The sequence below is a fragment of the Nocardiopsis kunsanensis DSM 44524 genome, from assembly GCF_000340965.1.
GTDB lineage: Bacteria > Actinomycetota > Actinomycetes > Streptosporangiales > Streptosporangiaceae > Nocardiopsis > Nocardiopsis kunsanensis.
This window is the reverse complement of record NZ_ANAY01000003.1, coordinates 187,906-207,234: the sequence shown is the minus strand read 5'-3', so window position 1 is coordinate 207,234 and position 19,329 is coordinate 187,906. Positions and strand designations below refer to the sequence as shown.

The following is a 19,329-nucleotide window of genomic DNA, read 5'->3' as shown; positions in this document are numbered from 1 at the left end:
ACATACCGACCGGTTGGTTATCCTGGTGGGCGTCATGCGCCCACGCTCGCGCACCCCCGACGGCACAGGAGGCCACCATGGCAGTCGACCCCACAGGCACGGCTCTGGCGCAGATGCTGGAAGAGGACCCGGGCGGTCCCGTCGTCATGCTCAACCTGGTGCGGTTCGCTCCCGGGGGCCGCCCCTCCTACGAGGAGTACTCGCGCGAGGCCGCCGGTTTCCTGCGCAAGTACGGAGCGGAACTGCTCTACGCCGGTGACGGGGCCACGCCCCTGGTCGGCGAGGACGGCCAGGACTGGGACGCGGTGCTGATCGTTCGTTACCCCGACAGGAAGACGTTCAGCCGCATGGTTGCCGACCCCGAGTACCAAAAGATCAGCCGGCTGCGTTCTCAGGCCCTGAGCGAGGCCGTGCTCCAGCCGACCACCCCTTGGGGCTCCGGCCGCGATTCCTGAGCCGTGGACCGGACCGGTCGGCGGCGGTGGTGGCCTATCCCCGGGAGACCTCGGGCAGCCGGCTCCCGGTCACCACCCCGAGCAGCCCCAGAAGGCTCAGGAACACCAGTGCCCACACCACACCGACAAGAGCCAGCAGCGAACTGATCCCGCCGACCACGAGCAGGACGATCCCCAGCGCCGAGTTGGACACCGCGACGTAGGTGGTCCGCCGGTCGCCTTCGGCCATGTCCACGACGTAGGTCTTGCGGCCCACCCGCACCCCGATGTGCGTCAGGGTCAGCAGGAAATAGCAGGCGATGAACAGCCCGGAGCTCCACCCCGCATCGCCGGTGAAACCGGGCAAGGACACCACCAGCACCAGCGCGAGCGTCACGACCGAGGCGAACCCCGCTCCCACGCTCATCAGTGTCCGGCTCGACCTGTCCGCGAGCCGGCCGAAGACACGTCCACCCAGCAGCGCGGCCACACCGGAGGCGATGATGTATCCGCCCAGCCCACCCAGGCCGCTGGTGCCGTACTGGGTGGACAGGGTGACCACGAACGGTGGGCTCAGCGCCGAGACCAGGAGGAAACTGCGCACGGCGACGAAGTGCCGGAAGGTGCGGTCCTCGCGCAGCATCCGGTAGGTCCGGCCGAACCACCCCTGCTGCTCTCCCGAATCCCTGTCGGAGGTCCCGCCGTCCTGGCTGGCCCCTCCTGCTGTGCCCGCCGAGCCCGGTGTCGGCCCGTCCCCGGAACCGGACGGTTCCCGTACGCCGGCGTAGACCCACGCGACCGCCACCCACAGCACGGCACCGGCGGCCAACACCCAGGCGAGCCGGCCCGCTTCCAGTTCCTGCCCGCCGAAGAAGCGGATCCCCAGGCCCAAGGTGATCGCCACCAGGCCCGAGGCGGTGGTGGCCAACCCGTTGATCTGGCCCCGCTCCCCGCCCGGGACGGTGCGGCCCTGCACATCCTTGGTCGAGATCGAACACAGGCACCGGCCCAAGGAGAAGACCGCCAGAGCGGCCATGATGGCCACCCCGGCGGCAACCCCGTGCCCGAGCGCGGCGGTCCCCGCCATCACCGCCACCGCCAGGGCCTGGACCAGAGAGCCGAGGACGAAGACCCATTTGCGCTGCCGGGCACGCAGGATCAGCGGGGTCAGCAACGCCTGGGGCAGCATCGACCCGGACTCGCGCACGGGAACGAGCACACCGACCAGAGCCGCCGGCACACCCAGGGCGTGGAACAGCCACGGCAGGACGGTCGAGGCGTTGACCGTCTGGTCGCCGGAGGCCTGCAGGGCACTGGCCGAGACCAGGCGCAGACCGTTGCGTGCGATGTTGTGCCGCACGCCCTCGGGCAGCTCCTGCTCGGTGTCCTGGTTGCGCTCGACCAGAACGGAATAGATGCGCTCCCTCTGGCTCATCCCCTCAACCTAGTCCGGAAGCGCCCGTGGAGCGGATTCGCCGTCCGGTACGGCACCGGATGGTGCAACATTCTGGCCCGACCGCTGAGTCACCTCGCCGAGCACGGGTTGCTACCGGGGCCGGCGGGCCGGCCCGCCGCCGTGGAAACAGGGATCGCGGGTGCTGTGCGAGGCGTGCTTCCGCCAGTATGGAGGCCGTGCAGCGCAACCCCACCCCCCCCGAGGAGTGCATGAGCTCGTGGCCCGTACCGAGTACTACGACGATCCGGATGCGCCCGTTCCCAACAGTGTGGTGGTCGCGGCCACCGCGGCCGTCCTCGACGAGCAGGGGCGTCTGCTGTTGCAACAACGGGCGGACAACGGGTTGTGGGCGATGCCGGGCGGGGGCATGGAGATGACCGAGAGCCTGCCGCAGGCGGCTGCGCGAGAGGCGCGTGAGGAGACCGGTTACGAGGTCGAGGTGACCGGTTTGGTGGGCACCTATACCGATGCCCGGCACGTGATCGCCTACAGCGGCGGGGAAGTGCGCCGCCAGTTCAACGTGTGCTTCCGTGCCCGGGTCGTCGGGGGAGGGCTCGCGGTCAGTGAGGAGTCCCGCCAGGTGGGCTGGTTCATCCCCGAGGAGGTAGCGGGGCTGGAGATGCACCACACCAACGGCTGCGGGTGGAGCACGCGTTGGGGCAGGGCGCACCTCACGCGGGCTGAGCGCGCAACGATTCACGTCCTGTTCCGCCGCCTGTCCCGCACCGGCTCCGCCCCTGTCCGGAGCGCCCGCTGCCGTGCAGGTCGCGCTGTCCGCGCAGCCACCGCAAACCCCGCCGCGAGCTCCGGTGGACCCTGCTCGGGGTAGACCCTCTCGCCGAAGAACACAGCCTCCCTGAAGGACAGGGGCCGGGAGCAGGCAGCCCCTCGCCGACGCAGCGGGCCCCGCCGATGAGGTCGCCCACCGGGCATTCACACACGCGGTGGGGGTTGACGCGGACGCGCTGGTGGCCCTCGTGCCAGGCAAGCCCTTGCTTCTGCTGGTGGTGGTCTCGCTGACGTAGGTGTCGCCGACGGCGAAAGCGGTGGCGATGTCCTCGCGGGCCGCATGGGCGATGCCAGCGGCGTCCATGGAGGCCATCAGCCGCAGCAGGATGCGCAGCTCCACCCCGGAGAGGGCGATCTGTCTCAGGGGCAGTGCGTTGGTGTTGATGACCACGTGGCGAGCAGGACCTCGGCGGGTTCCATTACGTCTCCCTGTCCATAGGTACGTCGAATGCGAGCTCCTCCGGGGGCAGATCCGCCAGAACTTCGGCCTGTTGCTCGCTGGACCCGGCGAAAAACACTCGAGGGTGCACTTGGTAATTCCCTCGCTTGACCTGCATGACCAGCCCGATCTCTCGCAGGTTGCCCAGGAGATTCGACACGTCGGTGCGGTGGATCTCCAGTTTCTCGGCCATCTCGCTTTGGGTCATGCGGACCCGGCCAGTGCCGCGCTCCTGCTCCAGACCAAGGAGCAGCAGGATCAAGATCTCCCGGCGACCGAGGTCGAATTCCTTGACGATCGTGAACAGGGACCGGCTGACCTGCTGGAAGGACCCACCGACGAAATCATAGTTCGCGGGCCGTTGTCTGCGCTCGACGAGGATCCTGTCGCCTCTGGCAACCTTGAGCGCTTGCTCCGTCGGGGCTGCGGAGGTCGTGTCGGGGGTTTCAGAGGTGCGAGCCCGGCGTGCGTGTTTGTCCACGCGGACCTCATTCCAGCTAGGGGTGGGGATGGCCGTGGCGACCACTGTAGACCAGATAGCGCACCCCCAATGCTCCCGAATGTGGTGCCGGTGCCACGTTGGTCGGCTCGTCATTTCAAGGGTAGTTGCGCAGTACCAGTACTACTTTACTGATAAGTAACGTAGCACTGGCACTTCATTGCTAACTTCGTTTCCCCAGCTCATTGGCATAGGTGGCAGGGAGTTCTCTTAATACAGAAGGATGTGCGCGTCACACATGGAGCACCACATCTGTACGTCGTCTAGGGCGGCTTTGCCGCCCAGGCAGCGGAGCTGCCACGGGGATATATATGGAAGTAGATTTCCATGAATGGAGAGCGACAATTATCGACGCGCGGACGGCTGTAATATTGCTGGGAAGCGTAAAGTTTGGAGTTATCGCGGGGGCTCTGGATCTCGCGACAGGTGGCTCTTGGGTGGAGGCTCTGCTGACTGCCGGGCTCGCTGTGGAGACCGCGATAGGGGTCCTGATGGCCGTGCGCAAGGCCATTGACTCCCCTGATGAATCCCCTGAACAGGAATAGCGGGATCTGAGGAATCTGAGGAACCTGCTGCCTACCGTAACTCCTAGATAGGTGGGGTGGTAGGCCAGTCCAGTAGATCGGGCTGGCCTACCGCCCTGCACGGTCCGGGCCCCGGCCAAGGAGGTGCAGAGAACATCGAACCCACGCCGAAACCCAGTGTCTGTGGGTAGAGAGCCACCGAGAAGAAGAGCCCCTCGAAACGAACCCGGACTTGACATGAGCGGACGCGTCCGCCTCAGGGAACTCGAACGGGTCCACCGCGAACAGGCCAAAAAGATCGAATTCCTGGAAAGCAGCAGCGTACTTCGTCAAGGGGCGTCCGTAGTCGAAGGCCCGCTCTGGGCAGACACGGTCTGTTCGCTCTGGTCGGGCGGAGTCAGGACAGTGGAAAAAAGACCGCTAGGGGGAGGTGTCCAGCTTCGACGTCAGCTCGGTCAATGGACAGACCGCAGTAGTCACCAACGGCGGAGAACACTGCCGGTGGGAGCTTTTCCAGATACTGTTCCTGATGCAAGGCCGCCTCGTCCCATGGCAGGTCCAGCGTAGTTGGGAAAATCGCTCCTGTCTCTTGGAGCGCGACATCCAGCTCTGATCCGTGACCGGTATCCTCTCCGAACTCCACGGTGACAATGGGGCCTTCAGGGGTGGTGTGTGCGATGCAGGAGGGAGGGTCCTCAGAATTGTCACTCACGCAGATGGTTTCCATCCCGGACAGTGCTGGCATCGAGGGTCCACCGACACGATGCAAGTACCAGGTCGCCATGCCCCAGTCCTCCAGCACGTACACCCAATCCCCACAGGTGCCGTACATGGCGTAGCTGACCTCCGTGGTTTTCACTCCGTCGGGGAGAGACACCGAGCGGAGGTCCTTGTACAGGTGGCCTTCATCGAGCTGGAGAGGTTCCGCGCCGAGGCTGGTGAGAAAATCTTCTGTGTCGATGTCGCGGGCCGCAGTGAGGGATATGCTGCCAAGCATTCCTGGGACACGCCTGCTCGGGCGCTGAGTGCTGTGCTCGCCGATCCATCGGATTCCACCGTTCATACTGCTAAGACCTCATCTCATTTGAATTCTCTGTAACCTGACACCATGTCGATGGTCGAGCGACTGGTACCGGACGGGCTGTGGGAGCTGTTCCGACAGGTGGTGCCCCATGCACCCACCAGGCCCAAGGCGGTGGCCGACGCAGATACGGCGACCGCGAGGTGCCGGCCGCGATCGTCTTCGCGACTACCACCGGCTGCGCCTGGGCCAAGCTACGTCGGCTGGTGCTGGACGAACTCGGCTCCCGCGGTGGTGAACCGGTCGCGGTGGGCGATCGGCTCGGGCAACATGCGTGTCTTCAAGGGGGAGGTGAGGTTGCTTCGGTTCGCTATGGACCGAGTGCAGTCCTCGTCTGGGTTTCAAACCCCTGACTGGTCGATCCGTTGGGCGATGCCGTCGATGAGCAGCCCGACACCACGGCGGTAGGCACCTTCAGGATCGTTGGCCTTACCGGTCTCCTCACCCAGAGTGCGAGAGACCCGCGAGGCTGTCGGGAACCGGGTCCGGTCGCCAATGGCTGTGGTGAGAGCAGGCTCGATGTTCGCCCACCAGTCGACGTCCTGGTCTTCACCCGGCTGCCTGGCGCCTTGGGTCGCGAGCGTGGCGCGGGCGGTTCCCTGCACGAGGGAGAGCAGGGCGGTCAGGGTGTGCTCCATGTCGATGTCGCTCAGCCCGATCCCGTCCAGAGCCCGCAGCTCCGTCTCGTATTTGGTCGATGCCCCTGGTCCCGGAACGGGGCGGCCGGTGGCCAGGTCAGTGATCCAGGGATGGGCTCGGCAGCTCGCCCAATTCGCTTCGGCGATCGCGGTGATGCGGGACCGCCAGTCCGTGCTCTCGGGGATCGATGCGGCCTCGTAAGTGGCGCCTGCAACATGATCGAGCATGAGTTCCACGAGTTCGGCCCGTCCGCCGATGTGCGGATAGAGCGCCATTGCGGTGACTCCGGCCTCCTCGGCCAAGCGGCGGATCGTGACCGCGTCCAGCCCCTCTCTGTCAGCCAGTTCGACAGCGAGGGTCGTGATGCTCCGGGTGCTGATCCTGCTGCGTGGGCTCGTCGGCGAACCGCGCCAGAGCAGTCCGATCAACTTGAGCTCGTCAACGCCTGTGCGCTTGGCCATCTCTGCCCTCCTCGTACTCTACGACGTATAATACGCTGTAGAGTGCGAAGAGAGGAGCAGGCATGGACGTCGAGACGGCTCCTCCCGACCCGATCCGGGGCGCGGCGGTCCGCAGGACCTTCCCGAAGCGGGACGAGTCCGCACCGGACGGGGCAGACCTGCGGGTTGACGCCGGTCGGGTGTGTGCCCTGCGGGAAACCAACGGTGACGGCGCGACGACGCTGGTGCGGGTTCTGGCGACGCTGAGGGGCAAGGGCCCCGGCGCGGTGGGTGCCAATGGCTGGAACGTCGATCACGGGCCTCGATCCGACCGCACCCCGCGCGGCCTCGCTCTCGTCACCGCGGCGGAACTGCTGCTCGGTCGGCCGATCGTGCTGACGGCAGCGTTCGTCCCTCTCGCCATTCGCGCCTACCGGAGGCTGTCATGACGACCCGTACCCACGACGTGATCCGCGTGCGCGGAGCCCGTCAGAACTCGCTTCAAGACATCGATGTCGATGTTCCCAAACATCAGCTCGTGGCCGTCACCGGCGTGTCCGGCTCAGGCAAGTCGTCACTGGTGTTCGACACGATCGCGGCCGAGTCGGCGCGCCAGCTCAACGAGACGTTCTCGGCGTTCGCCCAAGGCAGGCTGCCCAGCTACGCCCATCCCGATGTCGACCTGTTGGAGAACCTCTCGGCCGTCATCGTGGTCGATCAACAACGCCTCTCCGGCGGACCGCGATCCACGGTCGGGACGATCAGCGACGTCGGCGCGCGCCTGCGGCTGCTGTTCTCACGCATCGGTGAGCCGGTAGCCGGCTACTCCAACGCCTACAGCTTCAACGATCCCGCCGGCATGTGCCCGAACTGTCAAGGGCTCGGCGTCGCGGCCTCGGTCGTGGAATCCGAACTCGTCGACGACGATCGCTCTCTCAACGAAGGTGCGATCACCTTTCCCAAGTTCAACCCGGGCACCTGGCTCTGGAAGGCCTACGCCAAGTCCGGATTCTTCGACCCCGACATGAAGATCCGCGACTACACCCCCGAACAACGAGAGCTGTTCCTCCACGCACCAGCCGGCGAGCACACCCCGCCCGCCGGGATGGATACGGTCGGCACCGCCTACGAAGGCCTCGTCACCCGGTTCAACCGTATCTACCTGCAACGTGAGCCCGACTCGTTCAAAGGCGCCCAGCGAGAAGCATTCGAGCGGATCGTCTCGCGCGGGCCGTGCCCCGAATGCCACGGCTCCCGACTCGCCGCGCCCGCCCGCGCCAGCCTGATCAAGGGCAAGTCCATCGCCGACCTCAACGCCATGCAGATCAGCGACCTCGCCGAGCACGTCGCCAAGATCGACGGCGCCGCCGTGGCTCCCCTGGTCGCGAGCCTGCGCGTCCACCTGGAACGGATGATGACCCTCGGTTTGGGCTACCTCAGCCTCGACCGCACCACCTCCACTCTCTCCGGAGGCGAAGCCCAACGGATCAAGATGGTCCGCCACCTCGGCAGTGCCCTGGCCGACATGCTCTACGTGTTCGACGAACCCACTGTGGGCCTGCATCCCCGCGACGTCGCCGCCCTCGGGCAGATGCTCCTGGCTCTGCGCGACCGCGGCAACACCGTGCTCGTGGTCGAGCACGACCCCGACATCATCTCCACGGCCGATCACATTATCGATCTCGGCCCCGGGGCAGGGGCTGCCGGCGGCCGGATCACCTACCAAGGCGACTACGACGGCCTCACCCGCGCCGCCACCCCTACCGGGGCCGGAATGCGTGAGCACCGTCGGGCGGAACGGGCCAGGCGCAGCCCCGACGGCTGGATCGACATCGCCGATGCGACCACCAACAACCTCCAGCATGTCTCCACCCGCATTCCGCGCAGGGTGATGACCGCTGTGACCGGGGTCGCCGGATCGGGCAAGTCCAGCCTGATCCTCGGTAACCTGCCCGATCTCGAACCCGGCTCCGTCGTCATCGACCAACGGCCCATCCGGGGATCACGTCGTTCCAACCCGGCCACCTTCACCGGGATGCTCGACCTCATCCGTGATGTCTTCGCCAGGACCACCGGGGCATCGGCCGGGTTGTTCACCCCCAACTCCACTGGAGGATGCCCGGCTTGTGAAGGCAACGGAGCGATCTACACCGACCTCGCCTTCATGGACGGAGTCATCACCCGTTGCGAAGTCTGCCGAGGACGACGCTTCACCCCGGAAGCCCAAGGGCATCACGTCGCCGGCAAGAACATCGCCGACGTGTTTGAAATGAGCGTTTCCGGCGGATTGGGCTACTTCAGCCAGGCCGCGATCAGGCGTATCCTCTCCCGGCTTCAGGACGTCGGTCTCGGCTACCTGACCCTCGGACAGACCCTCACCAGCCTCTCCGGCGGCGAACGTCAGCGGCTCAAGCTCGCAACCGAACTCGGTACCCCTGGCCGCACGATCGTCCTCGACGAACCGACCACAGGACTGCACATCGCTGACATCTCCCGTCTCATCGGGCTGCTCGACCGGCTCATCGACGCCGGGTCGACTCTCGTCGTGATCGAGCACAACCTCGACGTCATCGCCGCTTCCGACTGGATCATCGACATTGGCCCCGAAGCTGGAGACGACGGCGGCCGTATCGTCTTCGAGGGCACGCCCGACCAAATGGCAGCGGACTGCAAGACGCACACCGCGGAACACCTACGCCGCCATCTCGCATCCTTGGAGTAGCCCACGATTCGGCGGCGCGATGAGGTCGGGGAGTGCCACCGTGAGTGTCACGAACGTGTCCCGCCCCGCAACAGCTGCGGGTGTGAGGTTGCTTCGACTCGATGGACAGGTGTCTGCTTTCGGGTGGTGTGTCGCCGAATAAGGGGTTTGAAGTGCCCAAGGTCCGCCCTGCGTGCCCACCGGGGTACCGCGGCCAGATCATCGCCCTGGACCGTTCCGGACGCACACCCACCGAACCCCACAGAGGGCCGAGTCCCCAAAGCACCGACAAGGGCGCAGACTCTCCCCTCCCCACAAGAGACAGGTCTGCTCAGCCACAGGCGGCGCGCGGTGCGCGCCCCCAGGGCCGAAGGCCCCCTTGGCGCGCACCGCGCGGTGGTCTCCCGAACCATCTATACGCGGTCTCTGGTCGCGCGGAGCCCCGCAACCATGTGGGCACAGATGGGCGGAGCCCGTCACGCCCGTATGAGCTCACCCACGGCAAGGCCCCTCACCCCAAGAAGTTTTCGACCAACGGCCGGGGCAGCCCGGCCAAGCACGAACGTCGCCACATCCAGACCGCTCGAGCTCAGCTTGCAGGGCCACCCGAGGCCGCGTAAAACCCCAGCTCACAGGTGCCCCCGAACCGAAGCAACTTCACTACCATGCTGCGCTCGCGGCCTGAGCGCGTTCCCCGGCCGGTCCTGGGCCCTGCGAGCAGGGCCAGGGACACCCACCGCCGCCCCTCGCCACCCATACGAACTCCAGGAGCGGTGGCCCGAGAGCGCACCCATGGGTTACCTTGAGCGGCAGTGACACGGGGCGCCCGGAGCACACTCCTCCGAGCTGAGATGACACCCGTCGAACCTGATCCAGGTAACACTGGCGAAGGGATGTCCACACTCGGCCGGAAGCATCGGTGGCCGCGGGGGCTCGCCTTCGCCCATGCCAGAAAGGCCACCGATGAGTTCCCCCCATACTGCGATCCCCATCGATCAGCAGACCGTGGTCGTGACCGGCGGGGCCCGCGGGCTCGGTTCCCATCTGGTCCGGGCCTTCCTGGGCCAAGGTGCCCGGGTGGTGATCAACTACCTCACCAGCGCCGGGGCCGCCCGAGAACTCGCCGCCACCCGCCCCGACCGTGCCCTGGCCGTGCGGGCCGACGTCCGCGACCCCGAACAGGTCGCCGCGATGGTCCGGGCCGCCGAGGACCACTTCGGCGCCCCGGTCACCACCGTCGTCAACAACGCACTCGCCGACTTCTCCTTCAACGGCGATGCACGGCCCCACGCCGACACCCTCACCGCCCGCGACCTCGACCAGCAGTTCAGCGGGACCGTCCACGGCGCCTTGAACACCGTCCAGGCAGCCCTGCCCGGCATGCGCGCCCGCGGAGCCGGCAGGGTGATCAACGTCGGCACCAACCTGTTCCAGCACCCGGTCGTGCCTTACCACGACTACACCGCGGCCAAGGCGGCGCTGTTGTCGTTGACCCGCACGCTCGCCCACGATCTGGGCCCCGACGGCATCACCGTCAACATGGTCTCCGGGGGCCTGCTGCGCACCACCGACGCCAGCTCCGCCACCCCCGAGGAGGTCTTCGACCAGATCGCCGCCGGCACACCGCTGCGCCGGGTCGTCACCCCGGCCGAATTCGCCGACGCGGCCCTGTACTTCGCCTCACCCTGGGCGCGCGCGGTCACCGGACAGAACCTCGTCGTCGACGGCGGGCTGGTGATGAACTGATGGCGACCGCCTCCGAGCGCCCGCTCCACCTGAACCTGTTCATCTTCGGCTGCGGACACCACAAGGCCGCCTGGCGCCACCCCGATTCCCCGGCCGAACGGGTCGGTGACATCACCTACTTCGAGGAGCTGGCCCGCACGGCCGAACGCGGCCTTCTGGACGCGGTGTTCTTCGCCGACGGCCACGCCGCGGGAGACGTCGCCGGCGGACCGTGGTGGTTCCTCGAACCACTGACCGCCCTGTCGGCCATGAGCAGGGCCACCGAGCACATCGGGCTGGTCAGCACCGTCTCCAGCACGTTCTACACCCCCTTCCACGCTGCACGTCTGTTGGCTTCCCTGGACCACATCAGCGGGGGACGGATGGGCTGGAACGTGGTGACCTCCATGTTCGACACCGAGGCCTTGCGGCGCTTGGCCCAGTCGTAGGCGTCGTCGTGCGGCAACACCTTGAGAAGGGTGTAGGTGTCGCCCTTGGCCGGGGCGAGGACGACACCGCGCCAGAATTGGTCGATGCGGATCGTGCGGAAACGGTCGTCGCGTGCACCGGAGATCTTCTCCAGGTGCAGGCCCGTGTGGGTGGCCTGGTCGAACTTGGCGAAGACCTCGCTGACACGTTCCCGGACCGGTTTTTCGAGGGTGGCGAACTCGGTGAGGAAGTCCTTGTCGAGTGCGAGTCGAGGCAACGGTGGGGGTCCTAGCGAATCGGGGGAGTCAGGTGCCGCTGTCACGGAGGATGACGGGCCGGGGCCTGGTTCACTTGGAGACGATACGGGAACCGTGCTCCGAACGGGCCCGGGGCACGGAAGACGGAGAAGGAGTATGCGCGCCGGAGCGGGTGCTGGACGGTTCGGATTCCGCCCGGGCCGGTTCAGCGGTGCGGTGCCCCGGTGGCCCAAATGAGTTCGAACAGGCCCAGGACCGCCTCGTACAGTGCACCGCCGGGCCGTAGGAACAGACAGGGCGAGTGCCGCCCGTGAGCGTGCTCGCCGTAGAAGGTCAGATGGGCACCCCGGTCGGTGACGATGAGCCGGAAGATGTGGGGCAGGTCGAACGTCCTCAGGTCCACGGCCGGGTACTGCCGGGCGAGGTGGGTCAGGTACGCCAGATTGGCGCGGATCTGGGAGCGTAACAGGCCCGGACCGAACCCGGGATCGGTCCGGGCCAGTCTCTCCTCGCGCCGCTCCAGCCACGTGTCCGGCTCCTCATCCGGATTCGGAAGCAGGACCTGGACCGGGACGCCCCCGTCGGCCCAAACGGGGGCGAAGGTGTCCCGGGTGAGTGTGTTGCCGCGCCCGGTCAGGACCTTCACCCACCGTGCTCGCGCCAGTTCACGTGCCAGGTCGGGTTCGGCCGAGCGCTGCTCGCGGTAGGCCCGGGAGATGCCGGTGCCGGTGAGGCGGGCCAACAGCCCGACCAGCCACCAGCGTGGCCTGCCTGCTCGGGCCCACCCCGCCGCACATACCAGGGCGGTGGCCGAAACGGAGCTGAGTACGCCCAAGAAGAAAGCGGTCAAGGGAGCTCCCGTCGTCGTGGGGTGGGGCCGACAGAACATGTTCCGGGTGGTTCAGCACAGGTAGGGCAGGAGCTCCGCTGCGACATGGGCCGCGTTACGAGCGGCCAGGTCGTGACTGTCGTCGTTCTTTTCCTTGTCGGCGTTGTCGGAGATGCCGCGCACCACGACCCAGCCGGGGTTGAGGGCTGTGCCGACGGAGTTTTCCTGCCAGTACTGGCTCAGCCCGCCGGCCTCCATGTCCACGGCCAGGACCTTGTCGTTGTAGTGCTTCAGATAACTGCGCACCGAGCTGTCCCGTGCGGCGATCACTGCTTCTCCCGAGCCGATCAGACCCGGTACGACTCCGAAGGTGCGTTTCTTGTGCCCTTCCGCTTGGCCGCGGATCGCCGCTGGTTCGCCGTGGTCGGTGAAGTAGGCGTTCACGGCGTGCATGACGCGCGCCGGAGCGCCTCGCTCTTCGCCACGGGGCTGAACGTGGCCGCCCTCCTCGATCTTTCGGGAGTCGTAGTAGACCACGCGGGTGGAGACGACGACATTGCCGATAGGTACCTGCTTGTGATGCAGGCTGCCGCCGATGCCCACCAGGAGCCACAGACGCGGTGCGAAGTGGGTGCGCAGGTTCTCCAGAGCGGACATGACCGACCTCTGCCCGGGGGCCAGGGTCCGGGTCGCGACCACGGAGACGTCTCCGCTCTCGGTCGTGACCCGGCCGGTACTGAAGAAGAGGTCCTCGATCTTGTGGGAGCGGCGCAGCCCGAAGCGGTCGACCACGGCCCGCATCTCCCCGGGAAGGATCGTCACGATACCCACGTCGCGGTGCTGCTGTGTCTCCTGGGCGCCGGTAGAGGCAGCTACCTCCGCGGGCGGTGCTGCGTGCGGGGAGCCGTGGTTCTGTACCTGTGCCTGGTCGCCGAAGGTTGTGTTGGTGAAGCTGTTGGTGCCGCCGGCATTGACGATGCCGCTGTTGTTGCCCGGGGTCTGCTGATTCATGTCGTGTTTCCGTTCTGGTGGTTGCCGGACGGCTGCGCGGAGCCGTGGTTCTGTACCTGTGCCTGGTCGCCGAAGGTTGTGTTGGTGAAGTCGTTTGTGCCGCCGAGATTGAGGACCCCGCTGTTGATGATCTGCGTGGCTCGGTCGTCGAACTCGGAGATGTCCACGCCCTTGGACTGCAGGAAATCGCTGGTGGCGGTGAGCAGGCGCAGCTCGACGTTCTTCATGTGACGGAGTATGTGGGTCCGGTCGAATTGGACCTTGCTCCATTTCTGGGCCTGCTCTTGGCGGATGCTCAGGTGACTGCTGATGGAGACGTTGCGGATCGGTTTCAGGGTTCTTTCGCGGCGGAAGAACCGCGCGGAGCGCGCCAGGACGTAGAGGTAGCGGGCCAGGAGCGGGATCCTGGCTGTTTCCTGCGGGAGAGCGAACAGGGAGGCGGCCCCGGCCGCGACGACGGCACGCTTGCCCTGTTGCCCGAACTCATCGGCCCTGTGGAAACTGTCGGGGGTGTGGGTCAGGGCGCACGCCGCGAAGGCCAGGCTGAGAGTACGGCCCTGGACACCGACCTGGAGGAGGACGGTGGCCACGAGCTCTGCGCCGGCGTCGGGGACGCTGACTTCGAGGAAGTGCTGACGGTCCGGGCTCTGGTGGTCGATGATGCGGCGCATCTCTGCCCGGTCCAAGGGCCCGGCCAGCAGGGAGCGGTCCGTCGAGGCGCGGGGCTCGGCCACGTAGACGCGGTCGCGCACCTCGACCGGTAGGCGCACGTGTTCTTCGTCGTTGCGCAGGTCCAGGACGGCCTCGTTCAGATGTTCCACCAGTTCGTGTGCGGCAAAAGGTGGATTTCTGTGTTCGCGTTGGTGCAGCGGGAGCGTGTCCGTGCCGGGTCGCAGCAGTTGGACGCTCATGGGCGGGTTCCATTGGTGGACGAGCTCTCCGGCCCCGATGAAAGGGGACTCCTGGCCGAAGAGGGTGAAAACGCTCTTGTCCTCGTCCGTGTCCTCCTCGCCCCTGTGCTCGGGCCTGCGGTGGATCACACAGGGGTGGTCCTGCTGTTCGGAGACGACCTCCTCCCGGTGCGAGAGGTTTTTCGGGCGCAACTGGTGTTCTGCGTGCACCCGGTTGATCCGGACCTGGCGCAGGGACCCCGCCAGGACGGCCACGAGAACCACCGAGCCGAACAGGGCACCCGCCAGGACGGCCTGTCGGGGAGAGCCGGCCCCGAGCGCGCACGTGAGGAGCACGAGGAAGGCCGCGAGTGTTCCGGTGCGCTTGAGCTGATGCACCAGTTCACGTCGGGATCGGTTGTTCGTGGGCAGGAACATGCGCTGACGCTTGCGTTTTCCCCTGGGGAGCGTTTCCTTCTCCACCTCGGCGAGCTCTGTGGACAGTGCAAGAGCCCGGTCGGCCAGCAGCAGAAGGACGAGCCCGAACGTGGTCATGGCCCCCGCCGCGGTGTGCCCCAGCGCGAAGGGGACCGCGACGCACATCAGGAGAGCGGTCCGCACTGCCGCCGACAAGTGTGCGGCCCACCAGGCGTGGCGCATCACGGGCACGAGGTCGAAGCCGTAGGAGGGGGCCACCCTGCGTGAAGGGTTGACGCAGACCTCCGAGATGACGAGGTCGCGGAATCTCTCGTCGATGTAGACACCCGCGCACATGTGCCGTGTGGCGTCGGTGGGGGGTGTGGAGCCGATCTGACCTGGGGGTGCATGCAACATGCTGACGCCGTTCCCTCTCCGAGAGCGGTTAAGGTCAGGTCGACCATAAATAGTGGTTCACATTTAAGTCAAGTTGACCTTTAAGGGGGTCCGATGGACGACCGTTTGACGGGAGCTGTCGGGGTCGAGCTGTCCCTGGTGACGGTGGACCTGGCCATCTTCACGATCAGGAACGGGGAACTGGCCGTGCTGCTCATCGACAGGGGGAAGGAACCCTTCTCCGGAAGGGCCGCACTACCGGGGGGCCGCGTCAGATCCCACGAGACCCTGGGCGAAGGAGCGCAGAGGGAATTGCAGGAGGAGACCGGGGTCGATCCGGGCCGTTTGCACCTCGAACAGCTCGGTGCCTACGGAGATCCCGGCCGGGACCCGCGCGGCCGGGTCGTCACCATCGCCCACCTGGCGCTGGGCCCCGACCTTCCCGTACCGCGGGGAGGTACCGATGCCGCGCACGCCTACTGGGCGCCGGTGGAGGAGCTGCTCGCCACTCCGGACGCCTTGGCCTTCGACCACGGCCGCATCGTCACCGATGCTCTGGAACGGGTGCGCGGCGAGCTGGAGTACACCACCGTGGCCACGGCCTTCTGCCCCGACGTCTTCACCCTCACCGAACTACGCCACGTGTACGAACTGGTCTGGGGCCTACCGCTGGACCCCAGCAATTTCCGCCGTAAAGTCACCAGAGCGGACGGTTTTGTCGAACCCACCGGCCAACAACGCCCCCAACCCGCGGGGAGACCGGCCGCGCTCTACCGGCCGGGCCCGGCCCGGCTGCTCAGCCCGCCGTTCCTGCGCGCGGCAGTTCACCAGTAGCACTGCCGCGCCCCGGTCTCCGTGCCGCTGCCCTGCGAGCGTGCACGGGGCCGGCCCTTCCGGCCGTGCTCAGGCGGGATCCTGCAGAAGCCTGCCGGCGATCAATACCTGGTGGGGGACGAGCTCACGGCGGTTGCCGGTACTCAACCGGCCCTCCGCCTCGAAAAAATCACCGTTGGAGTGCGCGATCAGAGCGGCCTCGTAGTGCTCGGAGCGCAGGCGCACCAACAGTGTGCGCTCCCGTGCGCCCTCACCGGTGGAGAGGGTCCCCTGCACCTTGACGAAGCCGTCGTGGGAGGGGGAGTGGCGTTCGGCGCCCACGACCTGGCCGCTCATGCGGACCGTGCCCGCGTGCTCCAGTTCGCGCAGGCGCGCCCCGGCGCGTTGCAGGATCCTGGCGGCTCGGGGACCGAAGGAGAAGTGGTCGTCCGCCCGGGCGGACTCCTCAGGATGCGACGGGGACCACGCGAACCGGATCGAGAACTTCTGGTCGTGACCGTGCCCTCCGAACTGGGCGAGGGACTCGCACAACCGGGAGGAGACCCCCGAGCCCATCGCCTCGTCGAAGGCGTCCATACGCTCCTCGGCCTCTTCAGTGGCAGCAGTGGCCTCTTGCGCAGCGGACACCGCCCGGTGCATCGCTCGGACGACCCTGCGTTCCTGAGGAGGTTCGGGGAAGAGCTGGTCTGTCCGGGGTGGGGTGAGCGGGACTTCCGCGGACAGGATGTAGCTGCCCGCAGTACTGGGACCCAGCCGCACGCACCGCAAGAAGGCGTCCACGTCCTTGGAGTTGCGCCCACGGCCCGAACGGAAGCGGTGGTCCAGAACGGCTTGCGCCGCCGAGGTGAAGGCACCGCGCACACCCTCCAGTGCGTTGATCCCTGAGAGCAGGGGCACGGTGCCCGAGGGCGAGGGCGGATGCGTGTGGAAGTACTGGGTGTCCACCCACGGCCGGGAGATCGCTCGGAACAGGCCGTGAAGATCCCGGCCCTCGAACCGGGCCAGGGCATACAGGGCCCGCAGCACCAATTCACGGTCGTCGCGGTACTCCAAGCGGGGCGGCAACAAGATTTGCTCGTCAGGAACCTCGGGCCAGGTCCATACCTGTGAGCCGCGCCAGCTCTCGGGCTCGCGGCGCCACCCGCGTGAGTACAGGTAGTCGGAGACCTGCTCGGGGACAGGGACCTCTGCGGGGGGCGCAACATTCTCGTGGTTCATCAACCCTCCGCTTCCGGGTCGAAGACGAGCAGGTCGTGGAGGACCTTGGGGGTCAACAAGTTGTCCTTGGGGATCTCGACCCGGTGTCTCCTGGTGGCACTGTCCGCTTCCACCAAAGCATGGTTGTGGAAGGAGGCCCAGTACGCCGCATGGCTCAGCTGCAGCGCCTCATGATCGGCATGAGCGTAATCGAACTGCTCGGGAGGGACCACGACCAGAACGAGGAAACGCGGAATGCGGAGATCACGGCCGGCGATGGTGTTGAACTGCCTTTCGGAGAGCCCGTTGTAGTTCCAGTGACTCCCTGACCCCGCCGGAACACTCCAGGACTTGACCTGGACCTGGATCGCGGGGTGGCGGAGGTGCCCGAGGCGGCCGGGGTATCCGATGGTCAGGTCGATCCCGTCGCAGTCCGGGACCGGTTTGGCTACCGTCAGTCCCGCTGCGGCTGCCAGTACACCGGTGAAATGTTCACCGAAGTGGCCCTGGTGCCCGTTGTGATCCAGCGACAGGGTCGCCCCTCCTCGGCCGTTCGTGGTGACGCCGACGGCACGCTACAACCACGGTGAGGAAGCCGCAATCTGCGGCGCCTCAGCGGGCATCCTCCCCATCCTCCCGCGGCGCGAGCATCCCCGAGGTCAGCCCTTCCCGGCCGAGCTCGGCGGCACGCTCGGCCAGCGCCGAGAGCTCCTTGGCCCGGCGTTCGAACTCGGCCACGGCACGGAAGGCCGCCCCGTAGCGCCGTTGCTCCTCGGTGCTCATCCGGGGCACCCGGGCCGAACGGGCCTCGGTCCGGTGGGTGCCGCTCGCCGAGGTCGAGCGCCGGGTGTTGGCCGCGCTGTGCAGGAAACCGCGCAGGTAGTCGGTGTCCACACGACCGTCCGTGGACCGCGGTGCCGTGCCCTCCAGGTCGACCAGCCCGGCATCGGCCAGGTCGGCCACCCGCACCTGCGGGCCCAGCTGCTCGGCCGACCCCGGCGCGAGCTCGGGAAGCGCCTCGGCGAGTTCGGCGACCAGGCGGCGCAGTTCGTCCCTGGCCTGGGTGTAGACCTCCGGCAGGTCCTCCAGGTCGGGAGCCACGTGCCGGGTGGGGCTCAGGTCGACCTCGTCGTCGAGCAGGTCGATGGGAAGGACCTCGGCCGTGGGCGCCCCCTCCAGCTCCCAGGGGCCCTCGGCGGGGTACTGGGTGAGGTCCCACATGCGGACCGCGCCGGCCGCGCCCTCCTCGCCGTCGGGCCTGCGCAGCAGCCACAGGTGCACGGGCTGGGCGTGGGTGGCGGCCAGACCGGCGGGCAGGGCGATCACGTCGGTGAGCAGGCCGCGGCGCAGCAGCTCGGAGCGGATACGCCGACCGGTGCGCCGGTAGGCGCAGGAGGTGGACAGCACCATGGCCGTCTGTCCGCCCGGAGCGGTGTGGGCGTAGGCGTGCTGGAGCCAGGCCAGCTCGCTCTCGGCCTTGGGCGGCAGGGCCAGTTCCCAACGGGCGTCCATGAGCAGGTCCTCCCGGCCCCAGTCGGTGGTGGGCGGGGGAGGATCGCACACCACCAGGGCGGCGCGGTGTTCGGGCCACTGGTCCCGGCGCAGGGAGTCGCCGGTGCTCACCTCGGTGGGGGAGTGGCCCTCGACCGAGGCGCGGGCCGCGGTCAGCCGCGCGGCGTCGGGGTCCAGGTCCTGGCCCACCCGGCGCGCGTGGGGGGCGCCGGCGGCCAGCAGCAGCGACCCGGTTCCGCAGGCCGGGTCGAACACGGTGGCCGCGGCGGTGTCGGTGAGGGCGGAGACCGCCCGCACCAGAGCACCGGTGGAGACCACGGGTGTTCCGGAACGTTCGCTGGAAGCGCTGAACCTCTCGGCCAGGGCCCGGGAGAGCTGGGCGGGGCCCTCCTGCCGCGTGAGCGTGTCGACGAGTTCCACGGAGCGTTCGTCGAGCCCGCCCCGGGCCCCGGTGTCCAGGTATTGGAGGAGGTCGGCCAGAGCGGTGGCCATGTGCTGGGGGTGGCTGCCGCGCAGGCGGTGCCACAGCTGGACCTCCAGCGACTCCTCGCCGACCTTGTCGTGGTGTTCCAGCCACGCACGCACGTCCCCGTGGGCGAACAGCGGGCTGGAGGAGGTGCCGCCGGTTGCGGCGGGGAAGTCCTCGTACCGCCGACGCCAGTTGGAGACGGCTGCCCGGGTCACGCCTGCGAGGCGGGCGATGTCGGCGGCGGTGACCTGCTGGTCCTCGGTGCTGCGGGCGCGGGAGTCCATGTGTGCACAGTACACGTGTTCGGGGTTCACTCACAGTGTCGGAGTGTTTGCGCCGTCAACACGTGGTGGTTTCCGGG

The 19,329-nt window shown here is 67.5% G+C and carries 16 protein-coding genes, 3 pseudogenes and 1 riboswitch; of the genes and pseudogenes, 8 read left to right on the top strand and 11 right to left on the bottom strand.

The annotated features are described in order from the left end of the window. The first annotated feature begins 77 nt into the window (after window positions 1-77). On the top strand, window positions 78-455 hold the full coding sequence (locus tag D456_RS0103595) for a DUF1330 domain-containing protein (protein ID WP_017574786.1): 378 nt from the start codon (window positions 78-80) through the stop codon (window positions 453-455). Between the two features lie 34 nt (window positions 456-489). Here the strand turns inward: D456_RS0103595 and D456_RS0103590 are convergent, their stop codons facing one another. Next, window positions 490-1,869, bottom strand: coding sequence for an MFS transporter (locus D456_RS0103590; protein ID WP_017574785.1), 1,380 nt, complete (start codon window positions 1,867-1,869; stop codon window positions 490-492). Window positions 1,870-2,107: 238 nt separating this feature from the next. On the opposite strand from D456_RS0103590, the pseudogene D456_RS23590 reads away from it, so the two are divergent. Then, window positions 2,108-2,574 (top strand): annotated as a pseudogene (locus D456_RS23590) (NUDIX domain-containing protein). 524 nt (window positions 2,575-3,098) lie between these two features. On the opposite strand, the gene D456_RS0103575 reads toward D456_RS23590, so the two are convergent. Further along, window positions 3,099-3,599, bottom strand: coding sequence for a helix-turn-helix domain-containing protein (locus D456_RS0103575; protein WP_017574784.1), 501 nt, complete (start codon window positions 3,597-3,599; stop codon window positions 3,099-3,101). Between the two features lie 939 nt (window positions 3,600-4,538). After that, a complete protein-coding gene (locus D456_RS0103570; RefSeq protein ID WP_239643763.1) occupies window positions 4,539-5,204 on the bottom strand; it encodes a hypothetical protein in 666 nt (221 codons plus the stop codon). Window positions 5,205-5,249: 45 nt separating this feature from the next. Between D456_RS0103570 and D456_RS27205 the strand changes: the two are divergent. After that, a pseudogene (locus D456_RS27205) lies at window positions 5,250-5,510 on the top strand (transposase); the annotation flags it as partial. Window positions 5,511-5,563: 53 nt separating this feature from the next. On the opposite strand, the gene D456_RS0103560 reads toward D456_RS27205, so the two are convergent. Then, complete coding sequence (locus D456_RS0103560; RefSeq protein WP_017574781.1) at window positions 5,564-6,322, bottom strand: TetR/AcrR family transcriptional regulator; 759 nt, start codon at window positions 6,320-6,322, stop codon at window positions 5,564-5,566. A gap of 62 nt (window positions 6,323-6,384) precedes the next feature. Between D456_RS0103560 and D456_RS23585 the strand changes: the two genes are divergently transcribed. The 4 genes from D456_RS23585 to D456_RS0103540 all read left to right on the top strand — a co-directional run bounded on the left by D456_RS23585 (window position 6,385) and on the right by D456_RS0103540 (window position 11,176). Further along, the gene (locus D456_RS23585) at window positions 6,385-6,750 is read left to right on the top strand and encodes a hypothetical protein (RefSeq protein ID WP_017574780.1); all 366 of its coding nucleotides are present in this window, start codon (window positions 6,385-6,387) and stop codon (window positions 6,748-6,750) included. Then, window positions 6,747-9,023 carry an ATP-binding cassette domain-containing protein gene (locus D456_RS0103550; RefSeq protein WP_017574779.1) on the top strand — a complete coding sequence of 759 codons (2,277 nt, stop codon included), beginning with the start codon at window positions 6,747-6,749 and terminating at the stop codon, window positions 9,021-9,023. Before D456_RS23585 ends, D456_RS0103550 begins: the two co-directional genes overlap by 4 nt. Window positions 9,024-9,810: 787 nt before the next feature. Beyond that, window positions 9,811-9,913, top strand: a riboswitch (TPP riboswitch). Between the two features lie 52 nt (window positions 9,914-9,965). Further along, entirely contained in the window at window positions 9,966-10,748 is a 783-nt protein-coding gene (locus D456_RS0103545) for a 3-oxoacyl-ACP reductase (RefSeq protein WP_017574778.1), read from the top strand. Beyond that, entirely contained in the window at window positions 10,748-11,176 is a 429-nt protein-coding gene (locus D456_RS0103540; protein ID WP_017574777.1) for an LLM class flavin-dependent oxidoreductase, read from the top strand. Before D456_RS0103545 ends, D456_RS0103540 begins: the two co-directional genes overlap by 1 nt. Here D456_RS0103540 and D456_RS25430 read toward each other — a convergent pair. From D456_RS25430 to D456_RS0103520, 4 genes and pseudogenes are all read right to left on the bottom strand, one after another. Continuing rightward, a pseudogene (locus D456_RS25430) lies at window positions 11,140-11,433 on the bottom strand (UvrD-helicase domain-containing protein); the annotation flags it as partial. The gene D456_RS0103540 and the pseudogene D456_RS25430 overlap by 37 nt on opposite strands. Before the next feature lie 185 nt (window positions 11,434-11,618). Further along, on the bottom strand, window positions 11,619-12,263 hold the full coding sequence (locus tag D456_RS0103530) for a hypothetical protein (protein WP_026115537.1): 645 nt from the start codon (window positions 12,261-12,263) through the stop codon (window positions 11,619-11,621). A 51-nt stretch (window positions 12,264-12,314) separates the two neighbouring features. Further along, the gene (locus D456_RS0103525; protein ID WP_017574774.1) at window positions 12,315-13,253 is read right to left on the bottom strand and encodes a 5'-methylthioadenosine/S-adenosylhomocysteine nucleosidase family protein; all 939 of its coding nucleotides are present in this window, start codon (window positions 13,251-13,253) and stop codon (window positions 12,315-12,317) included. After that, window positions 13,250-14,977 carry a hypothetical protein gene (locus D456_RS0103520; protein WP_017574773.1) on the bottom strand — a complete coding sequence of 576 codons (1,728 nt, stop codon included), beginning with the start codon at window positions 14,975-14,977 and terminating at the stop codon, window positions 13,250-13,252. The genes D456_RS0103525 and D456_RS0103520 overlap by 4 nt, the downstream gene beginning before the upstream one ends. 93 nt (window positions 14,978-15,070) lie before the next feature. Here D456_RS0103520 and D456_RS0103515 point away from each other — a divergent pair, with 93 nt between their 5' ends. Then, entirely contained in the window at window positions 15,071-15,790 is a 720-nt protein-coding gene (locus D456_RS0103515; RefSeq protein ID WP_017574772.1) for an NUDIX hydrolase, read from the top strand. A gap of 69 nt (window positions 15,791-15,859) precedes the next feature. Here the strand turns inward: D456_RS0103515 and D456_RS0103510 are convergent, their stop codons facing one another. The 3 genes from D456_RS0103510 to D456_RS0103500 form a co-directional block, all read right to left on the bottom strand. Further along, window positions 15,860-17,008 (bottom strand): hypothetical protein, encoded by a 1,149-nt coding sequence (locus D456_RS0103510; RefSeq protein ID WP_017574771.1) that lies wholly within the window; start codon window positions 17,006-17,008, stop codon window positions 15,860-15,862. Next, complete coding sequence (locus D456_RS25425) at window positions 17,008-17,514, bottom strand: DUF4365 domain-containing protein (RefSeq protein WP_275040453.1); 507 nt, start codon at window positions 17,512-17,514, stop codon at window positions 17,008-17,010. Before D456_RS25425 ends, D456_RS0103510 begins: the two co-directional genes overlap by 1 nt. Window positions 17,515-17,599: 85 nt before the next feature. Next, the gene (locus tag D456_RS0103500) at window positions 17,600-19,252 is read right to left on the bottom strand and encodes an N-6 DNA methylase (protein ID WP_017574768.1); all 1,653 of its coding nucleotides are present in this window, start codon (window positions 19,250-19,252) and stop codon (window positions 17,600-17,602) included. Between the last annotated feature and the right edge of the window lie 77 nt (window positions 19,253-19,329).

What these genes read in the sequence shown, in the direction of transcription:
- D456_RS0103595 (WP_017574786.1), top strand. Translation starts at nt 78, where the DNA reads ATGGCAGTCGACCCCACAGGCACGGCTCTGGCGCAGATGCTGGAAGAG.
- D456_RS0103590 (WP_017574785.1), bottom strand. Translation starts at nt 1,869, where the DNA reads ATGAGCCAGAGGGAGCGCATCTATTCCGTTCTGGTCGAGCGCAACCAG.
- D456_RS0103570 (WP_239643763.1), bottom strand. Translation starts at nt 5,204, where the DNA reads ATGAACGGTGGAATCCGATGGATCGGCGAGCACAGCACTCAGCGCCCG.
- D456_RS0103560 (WP_017574781.1), bottom strand. Translation starts at nt 6,322, where the DNA reads ATGGCCAAGCGCACAGGCGTTGACGAGCTCAAGTTGATCGGACTGCTC.
- D456_RS23585 (WP_017574780.1), top strand. Translation starts at nt 6,385, where the DNA reads ATGGACGTCGAGACGGCTCCTCCCGACCCGATCCGGGGCGCGGCGGTC.
- D456_RS0103550 (WP_017574779.1), top strand. Translation starts at nt 6,747, where the DNA reads ATGACGACCCGTACCCACGACGTGATCCGCGTGCGCGGAGCCCGTCAG.
- D456_RS0103545 (WP_017574778.1), top strand. Translation starts at nt 9,966, where the DNA reads ATGAGTTCCCCCCATACTGCGATCCCCATCGATCAGCAGACCGTGGTC.
- D456_RS0103540 (WP_017574777.1), top strand. Translation starts at nt 10,748, where the DNA reads ATGGCGACCGCCTCCGAGCGCCCGCTCCACCTGAACCTGTTCATCTTC.
- D456_RS0103525 (WP_017574774.1), bottom strand. Translation starts at nt 13,253, where the DNA reads ATGAATCAGCAGACCCCGGGCAACAACAGCGGCATCGTCAATGCCGGC.
- D456_RS0103520 (WP_017574773.1), bottom strand. Translation starts at nt 14,977, where the DNA reads ATGTTGCATGCACCCCCAGGTCAGATCGGCTCCACACCCCCCACCGAC.
- D456_RS0103515 (WP_017574772.1), top strand. Translation starts at nt 15,071, where the DNA reads ATGGACGACCGTTTGACGGGAGCTGTCGGGGTCGAGCTGTCCCTGGTG.
- D456_RS0103510 (WP_017574771.1), bottom strand. Translation starts at nt 17,008, where the DNA reads ATGAACCACGAGAATGTTGCGCCCCCCGCAGAGGTCCCTGTCCCCGAG.
- D456_RS0103500 (WP_017574768.1), bottom strand. Translation starts at nt 19,252, where the DNA reads ATGGACTCCCGCGCCCGCAGCACCGAGGACCAGCAGGTCACCGCCGCC.